The 22,712-nt window shown below is 37.1% G+C and carries 16 protein-coding genes and 1 pseudogene; 12 read left to right on the forward strand and 5 right to left on the reverse strand.

The features are described from left to right. From SAGCYANO_RS08860 to SAGCYANO_RS08880, 5 genes and pseudogenes are all read left to right on the forward strand, one after another. Positions 1-832 (forward strand): AAA family ATPase (locus tag SAGCYANO_RS08860; RefSeq protein WP_202219735.1); only part of this gene is annotated, 832 nt, incomplete at its 5' end. A 171-nt stretch (positions 833-1,003) separates the two neighbouring features. Then, positions 1,004-1,357, forward strand: coding sequence for a DUF1257 domain-containing protein (locus tag SAGCYANO_RS08865; protein WP_202219736.1), 354 nt, complete (start codon positions 1,004-1,006; stop codon positions 1,355-1,357). A 58-nt stretch (positions 1,358-1,415) separates the two neighbouring features. Then, positions 1,416-1,577 carry a hypothetical protein gene (locus tag SAGCYANO_RS08870; RefSeq protein ID WP_202219737.1) on the forward strand — a complete coding sequence of 54 codons (162 nt, stop codon included), beginning with the start codon at positions 1,416-1,418 and terminating at the stop codon, positions 1,575-1,577. 365 nt (positions 1,578-1,942) lie between these two features. After that, positions 1,943-2,626 (forward strand): Crp/Fnr family transcriptional regulator, encoded by a 684-nt coding sequence (locus SAGCYANO_RS08875; protein WP_202219738.1) that lies wholly within the window; start codon positions 1,943-1,945, stop codon positions 2,624-2,626. A 479-nt stretch (positions 2,627-3,105) separates the two neighbouring features. Further along, positions 3,106-4,904: pseudogene (locus SAGCYANO_RS08880) on the forward strand (M61 family metallopeptidase). Positions 4,905-5,101: 197 nt separating this feature from the next. Here the strand turns inward: SAGCYANO_RS08880 and SAGCYANO_RS08885 are convergent. Beyond that, on the reverse strand, positions 5,102-6,229 hold the full coding sequence (locus SAGCYANO_RS08885) for an acyl-CoA dehydrogenase family protein (protein ID WP_202219739.1): 1,128 nt from the start codon (positions 6,227-6,229) through the stop codon (positions 5,102-5,104). A gap of 524 nt (positions 6,230-6,753) precedes the next feature. Further along, positions 6,754-8,886, reverse strand: coding sequence for a DNA-binding protein (locus tag SAGCYANO_RS08890; protein ID WP_202219740.1), 2,133 nt, complete (start codon positions 8,884-8,886; stop codon positions 6,754-6,756). A gap of 512 nt (positions 8,887-9,398) precedes the next feature. Here SAGCYANO_RS08890 and SAGCYANO_RS08895 point away from each other — a divergent pair. From SAGCYANO_RS08895 to SAGCYANO_RS08910, 4 genes are all read left to right on the forward strand, one after another. Then, positions 9,399-9,704 carry a hypothetical protein gene (locus SAGCYANO_RS08895; RefSeq protein ID WP_202219741.1) on the forward strand — a complete coding sequence of 102 codons (306 nt, stop codon included), beginning with the start codon at positions 9,399-9,401 and terminating at the stop codon, positions 9,702-9,704. A 39-nt stretch (positions 9,705-9,743) separates the two neighbouring features. Then, positions 9,744-10,337: a hypothetical protein gene (locus SAGCYANO_RS08900; RefSeq protein WP_202219742.1), complete on the forward strand. Its 594-nt coding sequence runs from the start codon at positions 9,744-9,746 to the stop codon at positions 10,335-10,337. Positions 10,338-10,541: 204 nt separating this feature from the next. After that, a complete protein-coding gene (locus SAGCYANO_RS08905) occupies positions 10,542-10,805 on the forward strand; it encodes a hypothetical protein (protein ID WP_202219743.1) in 264 nt (87 codons plus the stop codon). A gap of 189 nt (positions 10,806-10,994) precedes the next feature. After that, complete coding sequence (locus SAGCYANO_RS08910; RefSeq protein ID WP_202219744.1) at positions 10,995-12,905, forward strand: transketolase C-terminal domain-containing protein; 1,911 nt, start codon at positions 10,995-10,997, stop codon at positions 12,903-12,905. Positions 12,906-13,977: 1,072 nt separating this feature from the next. Here the strand turns inward: SAGCYANO_RS08910 and SAGCYANO_RS08915 are convergent. From SAGCYANO_RS08915 to SAGCYANO_RS08925, 3 genes are all read right to left on the reverse strand, one after another. Then, positions 13,978-16,332 carry a hybrid sensor histidine kinase/response regulator gene (locus SAGCYANO_RS08915; RefSeq protein WP_237395991.1) on the reverse strand — a complete coding sequence of 785 codons (2,355 nt, stop codon included), beginning with the start codon at positions 16,330-16,332 and terminating at the stop codon, positions 13,978-13,980. A gap of 130 nt (positions 16,333-16,462) precedes the next feature. Continuing rightward, positions 16,463-17,416, reverse strand: a complete 954-nt coding sequence (locus SAGCYANO_RS08920; protein WP_237395992.1) for a sugar ABC transporter substrate-binding protein — start codon at positions 17,414-17,416, stop codon at positions 16,463-16,465. A gap of 1,594 nt (positions 17,417-19,010) precedes the next feature. Beyond that, complete coding sequence (locus SAGCYANO_RS08925) at positions 19,011-20,063, reverse strand: adenosine deaminase (protein WP_202219747.1); 1,053 nt, start codon at positions 20,061-20,063, stop codon at positions 19,011-19,013. Between the two features lie 329 nt (positions 20,064-20,392). On the opposite strand from SAGCYANO_RS08925, the gene SAGCYANO_RS08930 reads away from it, so the two are divergent. The 3 genes from SAGCYANO_RS08930 to rplY form a co-directional block, all read left to right on the forward strand. Beyond that, the gene (locus tag SAGCYANO_RS08930) at positions 20,393-21,727 is read left to right on the forward strand and encodes an adenylosuccinate synthase (RefSeq protein ID WP_202219748.1); all 1,335 of its coding nucleotides are present in this window, start codon (positions 20,393-20,395) and stop codon (positions 21,725-21,727) included. Positions 21,728-21,748: 21 nt separating this feature from the next. After that, entirely contained in the window at positions 21,749-21,874 is a 126-nt protein-coding gene (locus tag SAGCYANO_RS47445; protein WP_255502506.1) for a hypothetical protein, read from the forward strand. A 484-nt stretch (positions 21,875-22,358) separates the two neighbouring features. Beyond that, positions 22,359-22,712: 50S ribosomal protein L25 (rplY, locus tag SAGCYANO_RS08935; RefSeq protein WP_202219749.1), on the forward strand; the 354-nt coding region annotated here is incomplete at its 3' end.

A 22,712-nucleotide genomic window follows, 5' to 3' on the forward strand; every position in this document is an offset into this window, starting at 1 on the left:
TATTAATGCTGTAGGTGGGCTAGAGGAACTTAAACACTGGTTAAGGCAACGTTCTGATGCTTTCACAGAGAGAGCAAGAGAATATGGCCTACCTCAGCCAAAAGGAATGTTAATCCTGGGAATACCTGGATGCGGGAAATCTTTAATAGCGAAGACTACATCTCGCCTTTGGGGTTTACCGTTATTACGCTTGGATATGGGACGAGTCTACGATGGTTCAATGGTAGGGCGTTCTGAAGCTAATTTACGAAATGCTCTAAAAACAGCCGAGTCAATATCACCAGCTATACTATTTATAGACGAGTTGGATAAAGCTTTTGCTGGTAGTACTGGTTCAGCAGACTCTGATGGAGGTACTTCCAGTAGAATATTTGGCTCATTCCTGACTTGGATGCAAGAAAAAACTTCTCCAGTATTTGTGATGGCAACTGCCAACCGAGTAGAACGTTTACCGGGAGAGTTTTTGCGAAAAGGTAGATTTGACGAAATTTTCTTTGTAGATTTACCAAATAAAGAGGAACGTCAAGATATCTTCAGAATTCACCTAGCAAAAAGACGTCGAGAAGTAGAACGCTTCGATCTAGATCAATTATCTAAAGTTTCCGAAGGCTTTTCAGGTGCAGAAATAGAGCAAGCCATAATCGCTGCTATGTATGAGGCATTTGCTCAAGATAGAGAATTTACACAGCTAGATATTATTGCCGCGATTAAATCTACACTACCGTTGTCGAAAACCATGACAGAGCAAGTGACTGCACTACGAGATTGGGCAAGACAACGTGCGCGGCCTGCTGCAGCTTCAGTCGCCGAGTATCAAAGACTGGAGTTCTAAAAGCTTTCTCCTGGTCCAAACAGGAGTAAAGGCTAGTAATGGATAAAGTTACTAGCAGTGCCTAAAAAAACCACCTTGACTCGATATTAATTTAACGATTCTGAGCAGTGGTAATGTTTCATAAAACCGTTGTTGTTTCTGTTTTCAGTTTAAAATTAGGAGGAAACTCGAATGTCTCACTTCAGCACACTGCGTACCAAGATCACTGATTCTGAAATCTTAAAAGCTTCTTTGCGTGACTTGGGTATCACAGTTAAAACTAATGCTGATGTTCGTGGCTATAATGGCCAACGTGTACGCTCAGATATCGTTGCTGTTCTCGAAGGTGAATATGATTTAGGTTGGTCTTCCAACAGTGATGGTTCTTTTGATCTCATCGCTGACCTATGGGGTGTTGCGAAAAAGCACAATCAAACTGAGTTGATCAACTCTATCAATCAGAAATATGCCGTTAATAAGACTTTAGCTGCTGTTAAGCAACGTGGTCTACAAAACGCTAATGTTAAGTTGGTTGTGCAGAAGTAATCTATTTGCGCGTTCCCAAGTTTGCGGGTTAACCAAGTGTCGGGTTAGCCCGTTTTTTTTGGTTATTTTGGCAGAAGGAAGAAGGAAGAAGGAAGAAGGAAGAGGGAAGAGGGAAGAAGGAAAAATATTGCTTTGTCTGAATTTTAAGCTTTTGACCTATCCTAATACCAATTACTATGCATTAATGCTTAACTTAGGTAGCACTTCAATTATTAAGTAATTAACACAAATATAATCACCTTTTTGATAATTAGCACCCTAGGAGCGCATTAATTATTATTATGTTTACTTCTCCCCTATTCCCCTCCTGGGAGGGGTTAGGTGGGTTCCCCACTCCCCTGCTCAAGATACGGGTTGAAAAGTTTTTGAGAAATGATATAACCTTTCCTTCAATGGCTATATTAAATATTCAATTTAAATCAAGTTTGCAATAAGCAAAGAATAATGATAAGGTAGTACTCCTTTAATTTAATCAAACTTAGTGGAGATAATTAAGAATAAAAACATAATTTGGCTTAACTAAAAAACTCCAGTTATGATATCTGTAGAGTTTAACACAAGATACGACAAAGAGCAGTAATTTTCATGCAGACAGAAGCTTTCAGCGAGCTTTTTCCTCTGTTTAAGGGGGCTAACCCAGAAACCTTGGAATGGCTACTTTCAGTTGCAGTAAAACACGAATACCCCTCAAATAGAGTAGTCCTCATGGAGGATGCTTGGGGTAATGCAGTTTACTTCGTGGTATCCGGTTGGGTCAAAGTTAGACGCAGATTGCCCCCTGACAACTCAGTGGCACTTGCTATTCTAGGGAGAGGAGATTTTTTTGGAGAAATGGCCATTCTAGATGAGTCACCACGCTCAAATGATGTCGTTGCCTTATCACCAGTACGTTTAATTAGTATTTCAGCTCAAAGATTTATTCAAACTCTCTTCAAAGACCCTCAGCTACATCATCGAATGCTTCAACTGATGGTCAAGCGTCTCAGGCAAACAAATATTCGTTATCAACTACGTCATAGACCCCCTGCAGTTAAACTGGCTAATACATTAGCTGAATTAGTAGAAAATTACGGTCAGACCACAGAAAAAACCTGTGAAATATTTAATATTTCTGACCAAGATTTAGCTGATGTTACAGATATAACAATCGAAGAAACTAGCAAAATCATGGCAAAACTACAGACTAAGGGGTGGATGAATAGAGATAAAGAACATCAGGTAATTCACTTACTTAATCTCAAACATTTAATGCATTTAGCAAGTCAATAGGTAAGCATTTCCTCCGGAATGCTGCGCAAACAGCGGTCAGCATTCAGCTATCAGCTATAATTCATTGGCTTTATAACAGGAATTAAGTAGAAAATGGTAAATTTTGGGCGCTATTTATCAAATTGTAAATTAGCTCAAAAGTTTATATTAAATGGCTTTACGAGTTTTTTTGTTAAATATAAAGTGTCTTTTTTTAGCTTGCTCTACTTAGTATTGAGACATTTAAGCAGAATTCAAAGTATTGGAAAAAAACCTTGACCTTAGCAGTGTATATTCATTATTTATAAAACAGCTAAAAGCTAGCTGAATGTTTACCAATAGACTAGATAAATAATAATGTTTTAAGCATTCAAATTTTTATCAAAAAGCAAGAAAAATCTCTAGCTTTGTCTGAAAAATAATATTAATATGGGATGAATTAAGAGGAAATGTATATACTAAAATTAAATGGAAATAGTTCATATCAAACATAAATAACCATGACTGAAGCTAGAGCAGTGTCCCTCAGTCCCACCATTAAAAAACCAGCAATTCAATATCAAGTATTTATGCCTCATCCAGAATCTCATCTGTTTGAGGTTAGTTTGCGCGTTCAACTTGAACAGCTATCTCCTTCATTACAAAAAGCTCAAAAACTGGATTTAAAGATGCCAGTATGGACGCCAGGTTCTTACTTAGTTAGAGAATATGCTAAACATTTACAAGATTTTTGTGCTTATAGTGAAAATGAATGTTCTTTACATTGGCAAAAGCTCAGTAAAAATCATTGGCAAATAGAAACTACCGGAAATTCTGAAGTAATAGTACAGTACAGGATATTTGCAAATGAATTAACAGTACGCACTAATCATTTAGACTCTACACATGGTTATTTTAATGGTGCAGCTTTGTTTTTTGATATTCCTGGAGCTGAGAAAAATTCGATTTGGATAAAAATTATTCCACCTAAACCTGATTGGAAAATAACGACTTCTTTACCAGAAGTTCCAGACTCTTATCATACATTTGAGGCAGTAGATTTTGATACTTTAGTAGATAGTCCTTTTGAAATAGGTACTCATCAATTATATCAATTTGAAGTACAAGGAAAAGCACATCAGTTAGCTATTTGGGGAACAGGTAATGCGGAACCAGAAAAGCTAATTCCAGATATTAAAAAATTATTGATGTAGAAGCAAAGTTTTTTGGTGGTTTACCTTATGAAAAATATCTATTTTTATTGCATCTATCTGGACAGGGGTTTGGTGGTTTAGAGCATAAATTTAGCTGTACTTTAAATTATCCTAGATTCAGTTTTAGGAGTAAGGAAAAACGCGATCGCTTCATGCAATTAGTTGCCCATGAATTTTTTCACTTATGGAATGTTAAGCGCATCCGACCTCAAGCTCTAGAAGTATTTAATTATGAACAGGAAAATTATACTCCTTCTCTATGGTTTTGTGAGGGTACAACTAGCTATTATGATTTATTAATTCCTTTAAGAGCTGGTGTTTATGATGTTCAAACTTTCTTACAAGGATTAGGAAAAGAAATTACACTTTTCCTCACAACAATAGGACGAAAGGTACAACCCCTAAGTGAGTCTAGTTGGGATGCTTGGATTAAACTTTATCGTCGGGATGCTAATAGTAATAATTGCCAGATTTCTTATTATTTAAAAGGAGCGATGGTATCTTTATTGCTTGATTTGTTAATTAGGGAAAAACATCAAAATCAATACTCCCTAGATGATGTAATGCGCCGAATGTGGGAGGAGTTTGGTAAACCAGAAATAGGCTTTACTCCCCAACAACTGAAAAGTGTAATTGAAGAAGTAGCAGGAGTAAATTTGGATGACTTCTTTGAGAGATATATTGATGGTGTAGATGAATTGCCTTTTGACGAATATCTCAAGCCTTTTGGATTACGACTTAAGAGAGAAGATAATAAATGGCCTGATTTAGGTATGAATGTCGTCACTAACAATGGCAAAGAAATAATTAAATTTGTCGAAGCCCAAGGGCCAGCACAATTAGCGGGATTGGATGCGGGTGATGAGTTATTGGCAATAGATGGTTTTCGGGTAAGTGCTGGTAAGTTGAGCGATCGCCTCAAAGATTATCAACCAGGAGATTCGATTGAAGTGACGGTTTTTCATCACGACCGACTTTTGACCCATCAGGTAACTTTAGCAACTCCTAGTCCTAGTCATTACCAAGTGGTACCATTGAGCAGCCTTACACTCAAACAATTAGAAAATTTTGCAGGATGGTTAGGGGTGCCATTAGATTCTATTTAATAGGGAATAGGGAATAGGGAATAGGGAACAGCCAATCTTGTAGGGTGCGTTAGACGGCTTAAATTCAGACTATGAAATGAATTCAGCAATCCGTCGTAACGCACCATTTTAGATGTGTCAGGTGCGTTACGCTACTACGGACCTAAAAGCATTAAGTAACACACCTTAAATGTTGCATTAGGTGCGTTACGCTACCGCTAACACACCCTACTGGACTGACTGTGTCGGTCTACTAATACTTCGAGAGTAGCTTCCATAATATCTGTAGTTTGACCTGAAACTGTGTATACTAAAGCCTCGCGATAAACTCGTTGTGCTCCATGATTTTTGTGATTAGCTGCACCGCTAGAAACAGTAACGGCAGCAGCAGTACAACGTTGGGCTAAGTTAATAGCTGTTGCTCTGAGGTGGAGTTTTTCCGCAAAATTAGTATCAGGATTTTTATTGGCTTCTTCTATGTCATTTCGACATTGATCGACCTGATTTTGTAAGGAAGAAATTGCATCTCGAATAAAAGGAAGAGTTTTAGTTTTTGATATTTCTTTCATAATATCTATACCTGCTAAAGCACATCCTAAACCAAAAGCACTAAAGCCTAGAACTTTTTGTCGATCGCTATTGTGAATCCAATTTACAGGTTTGATAGAAACTACCTGCTCATCAGGTAGAAACCAATTTTTTACTGTAGCACTAACAGTATTGGTTGAATTCATAGCACACAAAGGCATTATTTCTGAGAAAGTAATACTGCCATTTAATTTAGTTGTTTCAACAAAAGGAAGTATGCCAAAAACTGCTCTGCCATCAGGTAATTTTGCTGCAATAATAAATTCCTGAAATATATCCCACCCAGTTATCCAAGGTACAATTCCTTCTATCTTGTATCCACCTGTAGTCGGGAAAGCTTTTACAGGTGGTTCTCCAGAACGTCTAAGTTGAGAAAAGCCTATTCCTAACAAGATTTTTCCGTGGCTTAAATGAGGTAAATATTGTTCTTGTAATTGAGTGTTTTGACTTGATGCTAACATTGCTGCTGCACTTTGATGTTGAGTTTGGAGAAAAGCTAATGCTCCAGAATATCTTGCTATGAGCAATTGATAGTTAAAAAATTCTTGTTGATTTAATTCTAACCCACCCCACTTTTGCGGAATTTTTAGTCCTAATAATTCCGATTTTCCTAGAGTCATTAAAGCTGTTTTTAATGTTTCTCGATCGCTATCTATTTCATTAGCTAGAGGAGCTACAAATTTTTGTAAAATTGAAGTTTCAATTTGCTCTATATTTAGGATAATTTCTGAGTTTTTTGGTGGGGGTGATATGGTCATTTCAGTTATCAGTAAATTTTTATTTAGGCGTTTCTGAATTGAAGTATGAGTGCGCGATTGTTTAGTTCTGGTCAAGCCCCCTAAATCCCCCGTTCAACAAAAAGCGCAGCAACATCTGGCTTCCCCCGATCCTGCGGGGGACGGGAGGGGTTCAAGGGGGACTTTTAGAGTTTTATTCCCCCCAAAATTGGGGGGTTAGGGGGGCAAAATTATACGCAGAATCAGCAACGCCTTTTTATTTATTATATCTTGAAAAAAACAGAAGGTCTAATATCATATCCGTTTAATTAGGGCTTGCTGAATAAAGCTAAAAGTCAGTATAGTTTTAAGGCTATTGAACTTTTTATATTCAATTTATTTCCTAAGTTATTGGCTCTTATTTGCATCAATTTACTGAAATTTTCTGCTGAAATTCAAGAAAATTTATTCACATAAAATGACCGAAACCATTGCCTGTTCTCCACAAATCGACCCGTCCCCGCGTCCCCGCGTCTCCGTGTTCTACCCCCACCACCCATATTTTTTTACCACTTTCCCATACCTCCCCAAGTTGCCCCAGAAAAACAGCCAGCAATTGCACCTAAACCAGCCCCAAAAATTGTTGAAAGTATCACAGTTAAATCTTCATTAATTCGCATAACTCTAACTAAATCTATCGACCAAAGTTGCGGTAAAATACCACCCAAAATTACCCCAATAATTACTCCTAAAAAACACCCCCAAGTTACACCTAAAAAAGCACCTCTGAACCCTGATAATTTCTTTGGTAAAGGTAAAGTTGGCGCACCTAAAATAGGTCCTAAAAAAGCACCACCTGTAATCCCACAGATTGCACCTACACCTATTGATGGAATCATACTACTTATCAATATTGATACTAACTCTTGCCAAGAATTACTATTCCCATTCATACTTTCCTGAAATACAAAAACACCAGCTAAAATTGCCCCAATAACTGTTCCTAAAAAAGCACCCCAAATCGCACCTAAAAGTAAACCACGTTTTCCCCAAACTCGTCCAGGTACAGGCAATGTTAATGGTGGTTTAAAAGCACTCCAAAAACCTCCCCAAATAGTACCTAGAAATCCTCCAAACAAAACTGCTTGTCCAAATAACTCCTGACGATTGCTAATTCCATATATACTACCACTAATAGCAACCGCAATAAACCCTCCCCAAAATGCTCCAGTTATACCTAAACTGCCAATTGACGACCCTACAGGAAGAATATATTGCCAAGCTAATGTGAAAAAAATGCCCCACAATATTCCCACTATTGTACCACCAAAAACGGCAAGGCTGCCTTTAATTATTCCTAATACCAAACCTGCTACTGCTGCTGCACACAATACTCCCCAAAGGCTACCCCACATAGCATCTTTAGCAATACCAGCAATACCATTTCCACCACCAGGCAGAGGAATTATTGGTGATGATGGTGGTTGAGTTTTGGTAAGAATAGGAGTTAACAAAGGTTGATATTGACCCATTTGTCTATTGATAATAATGGGTTTTGGCGGTGCTATTTTTTTTGGAGTAGTAGTTTTCTGCTCACCCAAAGACAACAATTTTCGTGGCTTCGGTTGAGCTGGTTGCAGATGTTTCTTATTTCGCACTGCTTCCCTTGATGGAAAAGGGTCGCGCCCTTTTAATTTTTTCGTGCGATCGCACCACGGACAAGATTTTAAATGATTACTATATAAATGTTGATGATTTTTTTGACAAATTATCAAACTATCTTCTGCTTCTCGTAGCGCCTGCAACCAAATTTTAGTATCTGGGCGCTCTTGAGGATGTTCATGCCCTTTTTCAAAACAATCAATAAATAATTCTTGTATACTGGGATGCAAAGTCTTAAAATCTGGTGCAAGTGGCGTTGGGCGATAGGGAACTCGCTTTTTACTGTAGGGAAAATGACCTGCTTTAATTCGAGCTTCAAGACTGGGTGGTTCACCTCTACCTTGATAAACTCCAGCAAACGGATGAGTTCCCTCCATCAAAATCTGAAATATTAACACCGCAACCCCAAATAAATCATGTTCTGGTAGGCGATCGACATCTCGAAAACTTTGACCTTGTAATTCTGGGGGTGTAAATTCTAGTTTTCCCACTGGACAACGATAAACTTCTAGAGTGTAGGGGTCGCACACTTGAAATGAGTCTGTATCCACTAACGTCACTAAAGCAGTATCTGTCACCAAGATATTTGACTCATTGATATCGCCTATAGCATAACCACTTTTGTGTAAAGCATTAACTGCTGCTACTAAATTACGAGCTGTGCGGTGAAGATAACGATAGTTAAACAGAGGTTTTTGTTCTCTACGGTTTCTAGGATTATAGAATATATGTATCGGTTCTGCTCTAAAAACACGCGGCATTAGAAAACCGATGATTTTCTGTTTACTGTTGATAGTGTGTAGTAGGTCTACAGGCCATGCGATCGCTGAATGTTCGGCTGCCATCGGTGCGTCTGGTGGATGAGAGAACATGACAGTAAGTTTATCAGCATCTTCATTTGTGGGTTTATGATAAATTTTGGCCACTAACGAAGGATCTTGTAGTACAGGATAGATACGGCCTTCCCCACCGCCACCAATCGAGTTTTGGGTGTCTAATGTGATGAGTTGTCCACTAAACTGACGTTGCAACTGCATGGGTAAGGTTCAAGAATTTAGAATTTAGAATTTAGAATTTAGAATTACCTCTTTTGATTCAGGACTTACGCAAATTGACTGTAAAACCACCATCTGTAGGGGCGAATGGCATTCGCCCTCTCTATATATAGAGTCTCTGCGTAAGTCCTGATAAACATAAGAGGATTGGTTAAAAGGATTTTTTTCTTCTCTTGGTCGATTGGATATGGCTCCGAGACCTCGCCATCCCTCAACCGCTTTCTTCTCCATGAATGGAAAGGCTTTATGTAGCAAGGAAAGAGTAGGTTAGGACAGACAGAGATTGGTGATGAACCTGAGACAGAGAGAAGCTTTTACCACTGTTCCCTGTTCCCTGTTCCCTGTTCCCTGCTATACCTGAATTTTTCGGTAAATTTCCTAAAAGTATTTTTTTGTTTACAGTCACAGTATAGCTTGAAATTTTCAACTTTTTTCATAAATTTTGTATTTATGCCTGACTTATTAATATAGCTTTTTCTAGAGAGATAGTTGTTATGAAAAGTCCAATTGAGATAGTCGCTAAAGCTGCTGCAAAAGTCAAGCTTGCTTGTATGTCTGCTGCTGTTGCCACATTAATGTTTTGTCCTGCTGTTTTGGGTCAGGTGGAAGTAACGGTGGAAGATATTACAGATACTAGGACTGATATTTTTAATAGTAAGTTAGAAATTTACCTGAAGTTTTTTGGGGATATGCTAGTAGATGCTAAAGCAATACGTGTAACTGTCGATAGAGCTGTTGATGAAACTGGGAAAAGTATTATTAAAAATGAATCAGAAGAATCAGAAAGTGAGTTTAAATAAATCATACCAGGGTATAACTTTACTACGGCTTACTTAACATTGAAAAGCCCGACGACTAGGCAAACTGCAACAATTAAGGAGATTTCAGGTACTCTGGAAATTTTTATTCCCGATCAAAATGCAAAATCAACAGTAAAAGTGAAAAATTTCCTGGACAAGACTGGTGTGGCAATTTCCAATTCAGTTCTCAAGTCTTCAGACATTGAGGTTTTGATTCAAAAACCAGAGGATATGAATCAAGATGAGCAATGTGAAGTCAAACGGCAGGTCACTCAGCAACAGGAAAACTTTATGCTTGCTCGTTCTTTGACTGTTTTTTTCGCAGAGTTTAAGTGTTCTATATTTTCTTCTATGCTTGCTTCTATCCCACAAGACAAGAGCATAATAATTTTGATTAAGGATGTAGACTCAAAGCTAAAAGGTATTGAATTTGAATCTGAAAGTGGTGAAGTTATTTTACAACAAGCTTCCTCTTCTATGGGTACCTTTACTATGGAAAATGGTGGGGCAGAAATTCGAGTTTATCGCTTTGAAGAAAAACTACCTCCCAAAACACGACTAAACTTGTACCTCTTCACAGCTGAATCAGTAGTTACAGTTCCATTTAAAGTAGTTGATGTACCTCTACCGTAAGACATCCTCAGCAAATATCAACCTTTTTTGAAATCCTCCGTAGGGAATTTTCATAACTTCCTTAATTTATTTTGGTAGTCCTGCGGAGTGTAATGGTAGATGGGGATGAACAACGGCGCTTCATGGGAGCAAGATATAAGCAAGAAAGCAAGATATAAGCAAGGGAGCAAGATGCTCCCACTGATTTTGTCCTTGACCAAAATAATGACAATAGACCACCATTACAATGCACCACTACCTTTATTTTTAGGATATCGACTAAGAGCAAAAGAAAATAATATCCAATATCAAGTTCAAATAATTAGCGATCGTACCGTAAGTTTTGTTTTACTCCGCCACCTGTTGGCAGATCATTTCGTTTGTGTAGCATTCCAAAGGAAAGAAAAAAGTGGGATTCACAACCCAATAATCCCCATTCCTAAAGATCGGTTTGTTGGGTTTCCTTTGTCAACCCAACCTACAAACTAGATGTAGGGGCGAATGGCATTCGCCCTCACTCGATAGTAAAAAATAAAATAATTATTAAAAAATTCACCAACTATGGTAGGCTTTCCTTAACTCTTTGCCCATAAACATTTTATCCCTCATCACAGGTGTGAAATAAATTATGGACACAGATATATAAAGCATAGATAAATATTATCACTGTTATTAAGCATGACAATTACTACAGCACCATTTCCAATTGACATAGGAAGCTATAAACCACTTTCTCTCGACCCCACAAACCCAACTCTCACAGACGAACAACGCGACACACTCAAAGCAAATATTCAACTTTGCCGTGATACTATAATTTTCTTCACCGCTACTGGTGCTGCTAGAGGAGTAGGAGGTCATACAGGTGGCCCTTATGATACAGTACCCGAAGTTATGATTTTAGATGCCTTTTTCCGAGGTGCGGCAGAAAAATTTGTACCTATTTTCTTTGATGAAGCTGGACACCGTGTAGCTACTCAATACTTAATGGCGGCTATCGCAGGAGAACTTCCTGTGGAACGTCTGGTAAATTATCGGGCAGCAAATTCTCATTTACCAGGACACCCAGAATTAGGATTTACTCCTGGAGTCAAATTCAGTTCCGGTAGATTAGGTCATATGTGGCCTTATATCAATGGTGTGGCAATGGCAAATCCTGATAAATTAGTCTTTTGCTTGGGTTCCGACGGTTCCCAACAAGAGGGTAACGATGCTGAAGCAGCAAGAATGGCAGTAGCACAAAATCTCAATGTTAAATTGATAATTGATGATAATGATGTTACAATTGCAGGTCATCCTTCTGATTATTTAAAAGGTTACGACCTCAACAAAACTCTAGCAGGTCATGGCTTAACCGTGCTTGAAGGAGATGGGGAAGATTTAGACGGTCTGTATCAACGAATATGTCAAGCGGCTACAACTGAAGGTCCGATCGCTATTATTAATAAGCGGAAAATGAGTGTGGGTATTGAAGGTCTAGAAGGTTCTACCCATGGACATGATGTGATTCCTCTAAAATTAGCGACCGAATATCTAGAAGTAAAAGGCAGAACTGAAGCAGTTAACTATCTTAAAGATATTGAAAAACCAAAGCAAAGTTACACATTCATGGGTGTAAGTGACAAAATGGGTTCCAACCGTAATGTCTTTGGCGAGAGTGTGGTATCCGTCCTCAAAGGTATGAGTGAAGAGGAACGCAAAAATCATTTATTTGTTGACAGTGACTTAGAAGGTTCCTGCGGGTTCAAGCAAATTCATGATGCTTTTCCAGAGCGGTTTATTAGTGGTGGCATCATGGAACGTGGCAATTTTTCTGCTGCTGCGGGGTTTGGTATGGAAGCAGGGAAGCAAGGTATTTTTGCCACATTCAGTGCTTTCTTAGAAATGTGTATTTCTGAAATTACAATGGCGCGGTTGAACAACTCCAACGTTTTGTGTCACTTCTCCCACGCTGGTATAGATGACATGGCAGACAATACTTGTCACTTTGGCATCAATAATATGTTTGCCGATAACGGTCTTGATGACGGTTATGAAACTCGCTTGTATTTCCCTGCTGATGCGAACCAAATGAAAGCTTGTGTAGAAGCAGTATTTACTCAAACCGGAATGCGGTTTATATTTTCTACTCGCTCCAAAGTACCAATTCTGTTAGACAGCAATGGTAATGAATTATTTGGTGAAGGTTATAAATTTACTCCTGGGAAAGATGAAGTCATCCGGGAAGGTTCAGCAGGTTATATTGTCAGTTTTGGTGATGCATTATATCGCTCCCTTGATGCAGTGGAACGTCTGAAGCAGCAAGGAATAGATGTTGGTTTGATTAATAAACCTACTCTTAATGTCATTGACGAAGATATGTTGCAGAAGGTTGGTAGTGCTCCTTTTGTATTGGTTGTTGAAGCGTTCAACCGTCGTACAGGTTTGGGTAGTCGTTTCGGTTCTTGGTTATTGGAGCGTGGTCTGACTCCTAAATTTGGTTATCTAGCTACTCACCAAGAAGGTTGTGGTGGTCTATGGGAACAGTTCCCTCATCAAGGGATCGATCCTGAAGGTATTATGAGTAAGGTTAAAGAGTTAGCTAGTTAATTTTCTTTAATTAACAGGACTTACGCAAAATATCAAATAATATACCATCTGTAGGGGCGAATGGCATTCGCCCTAACTAGATTTAGTATCTGTGCGTAAGTCCTGATAAAATTTAACTAGCTATTAGCTTGAGCGCATTTAGCTATCAGCTAAAAATCCAAGGGTTCGCCTTTTATGGGGGTTTGAATCCCCTATTGTACACATTGAAAAGCTGATAGCTGACTGCTGACCGCTGACTGCTATTTCAAACACATAATTCAAAAAAACGAAAACAATATGGCCTTAGCAGAAGAATGGAGAGATAGAGGATACTATTTCATTTGGTAAAGGGAAGCTTCAAGGCGCGAATTATTTAATTATTAATTATTAATTATTAATAATTCGGTAATATTTCAGGAAGACTATGTAGTCTTGTTTCCTCGTGGTAGTGGTAATTGTTATAAGATACTTTTTGATGAAGGTAAGTGGATGAGATATGATGATGAATTTGAAGAACCTTGGGTAAAATTTTAACCTTCTAAAAAGGAGAAAACTAACTTTGAAGAGATAGCTGCTAAGTGCTATTGTTTTTCTTTAGGTGGCGGAATTTGCGATTATTGTTCTGGGGAAAAATTACCCAGTGATTAAGACATTTCAGGAGAATAATCAAAATTCAATCTTTGACAATTGGAATTAATGCCATTTGGGTAAATATTGGCTACAAATTGCTTTTGTATTGGTCTAAAACTAAATGCGAATTAGGCTAATTTTGGCAATTATTCTGTATTGAATTAATTAAAAAAGCTAAATATATCAAATCTGTTAGCATTGGTGTAATTAGATTGTTAATTAGAAGTTATATCATATCCATTGAGTCGCTTTTATGTAAACTAAAGCACGAATATATATGGGAAATTTAAGTTTTTTTCTTGACTCTTAAGCCTTCCCCTTTTTAAGGAGATAAAAAAAAGAACTTATGCCATATTTTAAGCCTCTTACTTTCCTAGGTCATGCTGCGCAAACAGCTAGAAGTACTGATAACTGATAACTGATAACTGATAACTGAAATTACCTTCGCCATACAATACCGATGCTACTGGACATGGTTTAATTTGTGGAATTTTTCTAGAATTGCAACAAGTTCATGCAGTTGTACAGGTTTACTTAGATAGTCATTCATACCTGCTTTGAGACAGTTTTCTCGGTCTTCTTTCATTGCATTTGCTGTCATAGCAATAATCCAAGGTTGGCAAGTAGATTCAGTATTTTTAAACTGTTGACGGATATGATGAGTAGCTTCTATCCCATCCATTTCAGGCATTTGTATATCCATAAAAATGATGTCGTAGAATTGGTTTTTGACTGCTTCTACTGCTAATAAACCGTTTTTTGCTATTTCTATAGTATATCCTAAACGATGCAACATCTTCTTCGCAATAATTTGGTTTACAGGATTATCTTCTGCTAAGAGAATGCGTACAATAGATTGTTTTATAGTCTGGGAATTATTAGATTTTTGAGTAGTAATTAATGATAAATTTGAGTTGACTTGCTGTGGTGATTCTTGAGCAAGAGGTAAGTCTAAATCTACCCAGAAAATACTACCAACTCCTGGTTTGCTAGTTACTTTTAATGAACCTCCCATCATCTCTACTATTTTGTTGCTAATTGCTAGTCCTAATCCTGTTCCTTCAACTTTGTCTTGATTCTTTCCTACTTGTTCAAATGGTAGGAAAATTTTTTCTAAATTATTAGGATCGATACCTTTACCTGTGTCTTCTACTTGAAAACGAATTTTTTGTTGTTTTTCTGATTGTGAATCATTTTCTCCAATAGAGTCTACTTTAAAATTAACTTCTCCTTGATCGGTAAATTTAATTGCATTTCCTAATAAATTAATTAGTACCTGTCTTAATCTTTTTTCATCTACTATAACTCTAGGAGGTAATTTGTTAGTAACTTGATAGTTCAAAGAAATTTTCTTTTCTTGGGCACGAATCCTGAATATTTCAACTATTCCATGAATAAACTTAGGAAAATCTAACTCTTCTGGTAACAATTCTAGTTTGCCAGCTTCTATTTTAGATATGTCGAGAATGTCACTAATGAGTGTTAATAAATGAGAACCAGATTGATAAATAATTTCAACTTCTTGTTGTTCTTGAGATGTAAAATTTGGTGAATTTTGCAGAAGTTGGGCTATACCTAATATTCCATTGAGAGGAGTCCGTAATTCATGGCTCATGTTTGCTAAAAATTCACTTTTTGCTTTATTGGCAGTATCAGCAGCTACTTTTGCTTCCATTAATTCAGCAGTACGTTCTTTGACTCGAATTTCTAATGCTTCAAAAGAATTTTGTAACTGTTCAGCCATTTGATTAAAAGATTGTCCTAAAGCTCCCAGTTCATCATTATGTTTAACTTTTATTCTATGATTTAATGCTCCATTTGCCATAGTAGTTACGGCTTGGTCTATAAAGCGTAATGGTAATACGATTCTATGTCGAGTAAAATAAACTATGTTATAGACAATTAAGATTATAGATAGCAGAGTCAACAATAAAAATATTACTGGTATTAAGAATGGTTTAAGAGCTTCTTTTATTGGTTCTTCAACAATAACTAACCAAGGTACTTTGGCTAAATTTTTACTATTAGAAAATACCCAATTTTTATCAATTGTTTTATATATATTTATTTGTGGTTTATATTTGCTGCTGTTCTCACCAGATAATGCTTGAAGGTTTGTTGTTTTTTGAATAAAATTTTGGTTCTGATGAACAATGACTAAGCCTTCATTGTTTACTATATATACACAACCATTGCTTCCGACTTTAATTTCAATTGTTTTATCCCATAATTCTGTCAAGTCAACTCTCGCCACTAATGAACTTTGAGAAATGCCAATATCATTAGTAACAGCGATCGCTACTTCTATATATGGTTGTTGATTTTCAAATTGGACATTACTAATATATAAAGATTCAACTCGACCACGATCTGATAACCAAGGTTGTCGATCTATTTGTTTTTGTTTTGGACTATTAAATCTACTATTTTGTACTAAAACTTTCCCATCCATATCTACAACTTTTAAATCTAAAAAAGAGCGATTTCTATCTCGCATCTGATTCATTATCAAGTTGATTTTATTGACATTATTAGTTGTTGATAAAGCAGCACTTGTTGCTACCATATCGCTTTCTAGTGCCAAAAAAAATTGGTTAAAGCTTGTAGCTGCTTCTACTTTTGCATGATTAATTTTTTGATGAGCTTGTTGTATTGTCACTAACAAACTCAGCAAAGTTGTAGCTGTAATACCGAGAATAGCAATTAAACTAAGTATAATAACCCTAAATGTTATTTGTTTCCTCAAGGAGGTTGGTTGTTTTTCTAATTCCTGAGTTTTTAAATTAGGATAAAAAATTTTGGTATAAATATTATTCATATTCATAATTTTGCTAATTAAATTTATCTCTTCTTTTGCGGGGTTAATCTCATGTCCGGTAGCATCGGAGCCTGTATAAAATCAAGCTAACAATGGGAAAAAACCTTCTTCCTTCTTCCTTCTTCCTTCTTCAATCAAAATTTTCTGAAGTTATGACTTCAGTATTTGGTAAAAGGATAATATTAGGGAAAGTTTCTCCATTTTCTAAATGGCGAATCATTAATTGAATTGCCAATCGTGCTTGTTGTTTAGGTGCTTGATTAATTGTAGCTGTAATTTTACCTTGTTTAATTGCTTCTAAACCATTTTCTAGACCATCAAATCCTGTAATAATTATTGGCGGATATTGACTATTTTCTACTGCTTGACTAGCCCCTAAAGCCATGCTATCATTGGCCGCTATAATTGCATCAATATTGTCAAACTTTTTTAACAAGTTTGTGGTAACTTCTTGTGCTTTTGATTGCTCCCAATTAGCAGATTCAATAGCAATTATTTTCATATCCCCTATTTTTAAACCTGCCATAAAACCCAGGCGACGTTGAATAGCATTATCGTGATTAGGCGCACCATCTAAAATGGCAACTGTACCTTTTCCCCCTAATTTTTTAACCACCCACTCACCCATTGATTTTCCCCCAGCAAAATTATCAAATCCAACAAAAGTTAGTATTCGATCGCTATTAAGTGGAGTATCCATAGCAATAACTGGTATACCGGAATTAATAGCTTTTTCGACGGCAGGAACTAATCGAATTGAATCAGATGAACCGATAATAATTCCATCTATTTCTTCTGTTTCAATTAAATTTGCTACTAGAATAATTTGGTCTTCAACAAATTCTGTTGTTTGAGGTTTTTCGGAATTAATTATAGTTATATCTACATTGAAATTTTGTGAAGCCTTTTCAGCGCCTTCTTTAACATCTTTCCAATAAGGTTCTTCTGGAGTTGTTTTGAGAATGTAGGCTATTTTCCAAGGTTTGGCAGCTTTGATTTCTGTTTGAAAAATTTCGTCTGATACTTGATTAACTGTAGAATATAACTGTTTTTTAGAGAAAGTTGATTCGGGGTCTTCTGACATTTTTGCTTGGTTATTACAGCCAAAATTTAATATACATAGTGTGAATATTATCATAGTTGATAGAAATAAATAGCAGGAATCATATAGACTATTTTGCTTCATGTTGGTTACTTAATTTTCAAGTTTGTTTGATGATAATTGTAGTAGCAAACTTTGATATTCCTTCCAGAGTAGTTATGACAAAATCAGAAAAAATTCCCTCGATCAAGATATGCATTGCATTATGTTACAAGATTATAGAAATGCAGCTTTAATAAAAATCACGCTTGGGGGGTTACACCACCTGACCTAGATAAAAGTTTGAGACATTATTATCTAATAAGTTACCATAGTTATTCTAGAATATCTACTTTGATTAAGAAAGTAAGAAGTAAGAAGGAAGAAGGAAGAAGGAAGAAGGAAAAAGGGAAAAGGAAGAATAAAAAAAGGGAAAATAATAATAGATATAAATAACAAATAGGATTGAATAAGTTCCTTCTAGTATGAATTTCTAAGTTCTTTTCTGTGGAATTATATTGAATAATTGGTATTACTAATACCAAGTGTGGAAAAAGAATGTCGCGAATAATTAGGGCAGTTAAAAGACTTTACCGAATAATTAAGGCTTAGAGCAACTCCAGTTAAGAGAAAAAGCGGTCATTTTGTACTTGAAAGTTAGCGCACAACACCCTTTAACTGCTAGCCTCTTATACCATTTCTCACGCAAGAATGCTTAGTATGATTGGGTGGGGACCCACCCCTAACCACTCCTGGGAGGGGAAGTGTGAGAAGTGTGGCAGGTGGGGGGAGGGGTTAAGGTGTTGCTGAATACTGGGATGATTTCGGCGGACACGGGGACACGGGGACACGGGGACACGGGGATTATGGTTTCTGCTCTCTAACAAAATCATCCCGCAATTATGCAATGCCAGGTTAAAAGTAGGAAAAATAATTACTCACCGAACTAATAATTGCCAAAAAAAGACTTTGAATCTTGGTAAATATTTGACTGTTGAAGTATAACTGAAGTATAGCATTAATGCATGGGAATTAGTATTATATAAAATCAGGTTATATAGTATACAGCAGATTTCATCTTAGTGAGGTATGTCCTTTGCGGGCAAGATGCCCGCACTACCAACATCTTAACGTTAATATTTGTACCTCATATACGACCAAATCTGCTGTATGTTAATAATTCTATAATTAGGGCTTGCTGAATAAAGCTAAAAGTCAGGATAGTTAAGCTAATGGAGCTTTTTATATTCAATTTATCTCCTAAGTTATTGGCTCTTATTGGCATCAATTTACTGAAATTTTCTGCTGAAATTCAAGTAAAATTTCTTCACATCAAATGGCGAAACCATTGCCTGTTTCCCCATCTGGTGCGTCCCCGCGTCTGGTGCGTCTCCGTGTCCTACCCCCACCAAGCAATTTTTTCAGCAAACCCTAATTACTTCAATCTCCCCCACTCCCCCACTCCCTCACTCCCCTACTCCCCCACTCCCCTACTCCCCCACTCCCCACTCTCCATAAATTCCGGCCTATTTCATATTAGAGAAAAAAAACAGCCTACTTATAAAGTAAAGCTGCCTAAGAAATGTACTTTTTACTGTTATACCAGATTAGAATTTACAGCTCCTGCAACTATAGGTTCTGGCTGTAATAATCCTGTTAACATTTGCTCTGGTCGCTTACCATGAGGCCAAGCAAAAGCATGACGAAATGCTGCATCTTGGCAAGCTTGTAGTTGTCGAAAATCAATCACATCTAAGGTTAGTAAATTCTCATATTCAAACGGCAAACGTACATTATGTAAACCAGCATTATCTGTACAAATAGCAATATCTACTCCAGCATCAAAACATTGGTCAAATACTGTCTTTAACTGACTCATATTATCCATAGTACCTGTCTTGAAATAAGTAGTTGGACAAACTTCTAAACATTGCCCTTTCTTAGCTACCTCTTTTAATAGTTCTGGATGTTTTAAAGGAATTTGAATTCCATGACCAATTCGCATTAAATAAGGTAGTAATTCTGGATGACAACCGTTGGGAGTTTCATAAAGATGCCCAGTAGTTTTTACCCTCTGGGAACGCGCATATTTATACAGTTTAATAAACTCATCTATACGTTCGCCATAATGATTATCTCCACCAGCTAAATCTATAGCACATACATATTCTGGCATTTGCACTGCTAAATCTACAATTGCTTGATTAACTTCATGAGGTAATCTAGTGTGCATACATAGAATTTGGCTAGTAACAATAGGGTATTCATTTTGTTGACTTGCCTTACCCACAGTTGTAACTATTTCTGACATTAAATCTATACGTTGAGACTGAGATAAATGCTCTGGAGTTCTCAAGTAAGGAGTATAACGTAACTCTAAATAAGCTAAATTTTCAAATGTATAAGCACCTCGAATTAAGCGATAAATAAAGTAAGGCAATGTCTCAATAGTTTGAACGTGTTCTACTAAAGTGTGTAGTTCTAAATATTCATCTAATGTGTTCCTTGGTTTGGTATAAAATTCTTCAAATTTTTGATATTCCGGAAAACGGTTTGCTAGCTCCTCGTTTTGGCGTTGGAAATATCGCCATAAAACTCTAGGAACTACGGAACCTCCTAAATGTCTGTGTAATTCTGCGTGTAAAGCCATATAAATTTAATTTATCCTTAGAAAAGAGGGAACAGGGAACAGGGAACAGGGAACAGGGAACAGGTATCCTGACTCCTGGTATTTGAACCCTCAATGACAGTTAAGAGTTTGAGATATACGGTCTTAAAATTAGACCTCTGGCAAAATTTAATTAAACCAATTCAAGATATGAAATAAACAATCTTATTTCCCTATTCCCCATTCCCCATTCCCTATTCCCTGACTTCTGCAAGAAGTCTATTGTAACAATAATTAACAAAAATAAATTGACATAATTTTTAGTAGATGCAACAATAACAAATCGTGTTAACTATCCGTAGAGGAGACCCTTGGCTAACGTAATTGTGATAGGTGCCCAATGGGGCGATGAAGGAAAAGGAAAAATTACTGATTTGTTGAGCAAGTCAGCAGATGTGGTAGTACGTTACCAGGGGGGAGTAAATGCTGGCCATACTGTTGTTGTTGATGGTCAAACATTTAAACTACACTTAATTCCTTCCGGTATTCTTTATCCTGATACTGAGTGTATCATTGGTTCTGGAACAGTTATCGACCCCAAAGTTCTGATTGAAGAATTAGACCAAGTTGAAGCTTTAGGAATCTCCACATCAAATTTGATGATTTCTCAAGCTGCTCATGTGACAATGCCTTACCATAGACTAATAGACCGGGCATCAGAGGAACGTAGAGGTAGTCAAAAAATAGGAACTACAGGAAGAGGTATTGGTCCAACTTATGCTGATAAGTCCGAGCGTACTGGGATTCGGATGATTGATTTGATGAGTCCAGATAGATTAAGAGAGCAGATAAATTGGACAGTTAACTATAAGAATGTAATTTTAGAGAAGCTTTATAATCTATCTCCTTTAGACCCAGACGAGGTAGTAAAAGAATATCTAGAGTATGCAGAGCGCCTCAGACCTAATGTTATAGACGCGTCCTTGAAAATCTACAATGCAATTGAGCGCAGACACAATATTTTATTTGAAGGAGCACAAGGTACTCTCCTAGATTTAGACCACGGTACTTATCCTTACGTTACTTCCTCAAATCCAGTAGCAGGAGGTGCTTGTGTAGGAGCAGGAGTAGGGCCAACAATGATTGACCGAGTAATTGGGGTGGCGAAGGCTTATACAACTAGAGTCGGAGAAGGACCATTTCCCACAGAAGCTCAAGATGATATAGGGACATTGCTACGCGATCGCGGTGCAGAATTTGGGACAACAACTGGTCGTGAACGTCGGTGTGGATGGTTTGATGGGGTAATTGGACGTTATGCAGTCCGAATTAATGGTATGGACTGTATGGCAATTACTAAATTAGATGTATTGGATGAATTGTCAGAGATTAAAGTATGTGTAGCTTATGACATGGAGGGTGAGCGTTGTGAAGATTTTCCCAGTAGTTCCTTGCAGCTAGCTAAATGTAAACCTATTTATGAAACTTTACCTGGTTGGCAAAAGCCAACTGTAGATTGTAGAAGTCTTGAAGATTTACCCAAGCAAGCTTTAGATTATTTACGGTTTTTGGCAGAGCTAATGAATGTGCCTATTGCTATTGTTTCTTTAGGAGCTAGTCGTGACCAGACTATTGTAGTTGAAGATCCAATTCATGGGCCAAAGCGAGCACTCTTAGGTTCCCATGGTACTACGATTATTTCTTAATTAATCGAAATTGATTTTAATGTGGATGGGTTTGAAGAAGGAAGAAGGAAAAAGGAAGAAGGAAGAAGAAGAAAGCTATTGGTAGTGGACTGTTTCATCTTAAATGTTGCAATAGATGTAGGTTGGGTTGAGGGACCGTTAGCGTAGCTTATCCACAGGATAAACTCAACAGTAATCTTTCTCCCCTACTCCCCTACACCCCTACTTTCCTACTCCCTAATGCACTATTTTAGGTGAAACAATCCAGTAGTGGACTGACACGCCTAAAAATGTAGGTTGGGTTGAACGGAGTGAAACCCAACAAAAGCTTACTACTGTTGGGTTTATCCTGACGGATAAGCTCCGCTAACGGTTCCTCAACCCAACCTACATTTATTGCACTATTTTAGATGTGTCAGTCCAGTAGGGTGTGTTAGCGCTAGCGTAACGCACCAAGACTTCTATGTATAGAGTCTTTGCGTAAGTCCTGATAGAGAAATTTGTGGTTGAAGTGAAAAGAGTGTTTTTTCTAGATAGCTATTAATAATCTATTTTCCCTTCTTCCTTCTTCCTTCTTCCTTCTTCCTTCTTTCTTCTGCTATGTCAAAAACTTTGGTATAATTGGTAAGCAAACTAAGCGAAAAAAGTCAAGATGGAAGTTACAGTAGAATGTCAAAAAAGACCTGAAGGTAGCAAAACCAAAGCTCTAAGACGAGAAGGATTAATTCCTGCAGTATTATATGGTCATCAAGGTACAGAATCAGTTCCATTAACAATTGAAGTTAAAAAAGCACAAAAGTTGTTAAAGGATACCTCTATTAACAATACTATCATCGATCTTCAAGTTCCTGATATTTCTTGGAGTGGCAAAACTATTCTTCGGGAAGTTCAATCTCATCCCTATAAACCCTTAATTCTTCACCTAAGTTTTTTCTCCGTAGCTGCTCATGGAAGTCTAGATGTAGAAGTACCTATACATTTTGTTGGCGATCCAGTAGGAGTTAAA

The sequence above is a fragment of the Okeania sp. KiyG1 genome (genome assembly GCF_014132355.1).
In the GTDB taxonomy this organism is placed as follows: Bacteria; Cyanobacteriota; Cyanobacteriia; order Cyanobacteriales; family Microcoleaceae; genus Okeania.